We start from the raw sequence: 2,593 nt of genomic DNA, 5'->3' as shown, positions 1-2,593 counted from the left end.
CATGCGTATTTCAGACGATCGTGAGCACGGATTTCACGGGATCATGAGCAACGATTTCAGGCCATCGTGAGCAACGATTTCAGATGATCGTGAGCACCTTTTCGTGGGTGCGGGATGCTTCGTCCGACAACTCAACCGGTCTACGGGATTGCCTCGTTCAACCAACGAGGAAGCCTGATGCCAACCCAGAGATTGTCGATGCGCCGGATCAGAGAAGTTCTACGTTTAAGGCATGTCCAGGGCCTACCCGAACGGGTCATCGCGCGCATGATCGGGGTGAGCAATGGCGTCGTGCATGGCTATCTGCGGCGCGCCCATCTTGCCGGGCTGAGCTGGCCACTGCCCGAGGGGATGGATGACGAAGGCCTTGAGCTGCTCCTCTTTCCGGCGCCGAGGGCGGCATCGCAAAGCCCCCGTCGGCCGGTGCCCGATTGGAGCTATGTGGAGAAGGAGTTGCGCCGCCGCAGCGTAACGCGGGTGCTGTTGTGGGAAGAGTATCGCGCCGCCAACCGCGACGGCTTTGGCTATACGTGGTTTTGCACGACCTTTGAGGCCTGGAAGGGGCGCACGCGCCCGACGATGCGCCAGACGCACCTAGGCGGCGAGAAGGTGTTTGTCGATTTCGCCGGCGACACCATCGACATCTTCGACCCCGTCACCGGCGAAGCGCACGCCATGAAGCTGTTCGTCGCGGCGATGGGCGCCTCGAACTACACCTACGCCGAGGCGTGCCCGAGCGAGAGCCTGCCCGACTGGATCGGTGTTCACACGAACCTTTTCACCTTTCTGGATGGCGTGCCGAAGTTCGTGATCTGCGATAATCTCAAGGCCGCCGTCACCAACCCCGATCGCTACGATCCCGGTCTCAACCGGACCTATGCCGAGATGGCGAGCCATTACGGCACCGCAATTCTCGCAGCCAGGCCGAGACGCCCGAAGGATAAGGCAAAAGTCGAAGTTGCCGTGCAAATTGCCCAGCGCTGGGTCCTGGCGCGCCTGCGCAACCAGCGCTTCTTTTCCCTGGCGGCGCTGAATGCCGTCATCCGCGTGCTCGTCGCCGAACTCAATGCCCGCCAGATGCGTGGCTTCGGCTCCAGCCGAGCCGAACTCTTCGCCGAGATCGATAGGCCGAAGCTGGGAGAACTGCCGGACCAGCCATACGTCTTTGCGCGCTGGAAGCGCTGCCGCGTCGCACCCGACTATCATGTCGAGGTCGATGGGCACTGGTATTCCACGCCCTACCGCCTCATCCGCGAGCTCGTCGATGTGCGCATCGCCGACAACACCGTCGAGATCTTCCACAAGGGTCAGCGCGTCGCCAGCCACGCCCGTGCGCCCAACCGGCGCGGCCATACGACCGTTGCCGATCACATGCCGAGCGCGCATCGCCGCTACGGCAAGTGGACGCCGGGAGGATTGATCGCAGCCGGCGAGAAGATCGGTCCTTCCACCGCCGCCTTCTTCCAGGCTGTCATCGCTGACCGGCCGCATCCCGAACAAGGCTTTCGCACTTGCCTCGGCATTCTGGCGCTGACCAAGAGCTACGGCAACGCGCGCGTCGATGCAGCCTGCCAACGTGGCATTCTCATCAAGGCACGCTCCGTCGCCTCGATCCGTTCGATCCTCAAGAACGGCCTTGATCGCGCTTTCCTCGACGAGACGCCCGATCACCAACCCCTGCGCCACGGCAATATCCGCGGTCAGGGCTATTTCCACTGAACCAGGGAGATTCCAATGCTCACCCATCCCACCCATGAACGGCTGGTCGCACTCGGTTTGTCCGGAATGGCCAAAGCCTTCGAGGAGCAACGACGATCGCCGGATCTCGATGCTCTGTCTTTCGAGGAGCGCATCGGGCTCCTTGTCGACCGCGAAGCCGCCGAGCGCGACACCAAACGTCTCACGGCCCGCCTCAAATTCGCCGCGCTGCGCCAAAGCGCATGCGTGGAAGATGTCGATTTGCGTACCCCGCGCGGCATCGACCGCGCCGTCTTCGCCAGGCTCGTCGGCGGCGACTGGATCGACCGTCACGAGAACTTGCTGGTCACAGGCGCAACCGGCCTGGGCAAGAGTTGGATTGCCTGCGCGCTCGGTCACAAAGCCTGCCGCGACAATCGATCGGTGCTCTATCATCGCGTCCCGCGCCTCTTCGAGGCGCTCGCGCTGGCTCGAGGTGACGGACGCTATGGTCGCCTGCTCAAGACGCTCGGGCGCGTTCAACTCCTCCTTCTCGACGACTGGGGCCTGTCTGTTCTCAACGCGTCCGAACGGCGCGACCTCCTGGAGATCCTCGACGATCGCCACGGTCGCGCATCGACCATCGTCACCAGCCAAATTCCCGTGGAACTCTGGCACGACGTCATAGGCGATCCCACCCTCGGTGACGCGATTCTGGATCGCCTCGTTCACAACGCTCACCGCCTTCAACTCGCCGGAGAAAGCATGCGAAAACACAACGCCCGCACCCACGCTCTTGACGGCGTCTCAAACGCCTGAACAATAACTAGGTCGGCCGAAGCGACCGCTCATGATCGCGTGAAATACGTGCTCACGATCGCCTGAAATGGCTGCTCACAATCAGCGAAATGCGCAG

The 2,593-nt window shown here is 62.5% G+C and carries 2 protein-coding genes; both read left to right on the top strand.

The features are described from left to right. Positions 1-177 precede the first annotated feature (177 nt). A complete protein-coding gene (gene istA / locus NKJ55_RS35190; RefSeq protein ID WP_352453894.1) occupies positions 178-1,719 on the top strand; it encodes an IS21 family transposase in 1,542 nt (513 codons plus the stop codon). A gap of 15 nt (positions 1,720-1,734) precedes the next feature. Then, entirely contained in the window at positions 1,735-2,496 is a 762-nt protein-coding gene (gene istB, locus NKJ55_RS35185) for an IS21-like element helper ATPase IstB (RefSeq protein ID WP_352453893.1), read from the top strand. Positions 2,497-2,593 lie beyond the last annotated feature (97 nt).

This window comes from Mesorhizobium sp. M0106 (genome assembly GCF_040322715.1).
GTDB lineage: Bacteria > Pseudomonadota > Alphaproteobacteria > Rhizobiales > Rhizobiaceae > Mesorhizobium.
This window is presented reverse-complemented; position numbering and strand designations above follow the sequence as displayed.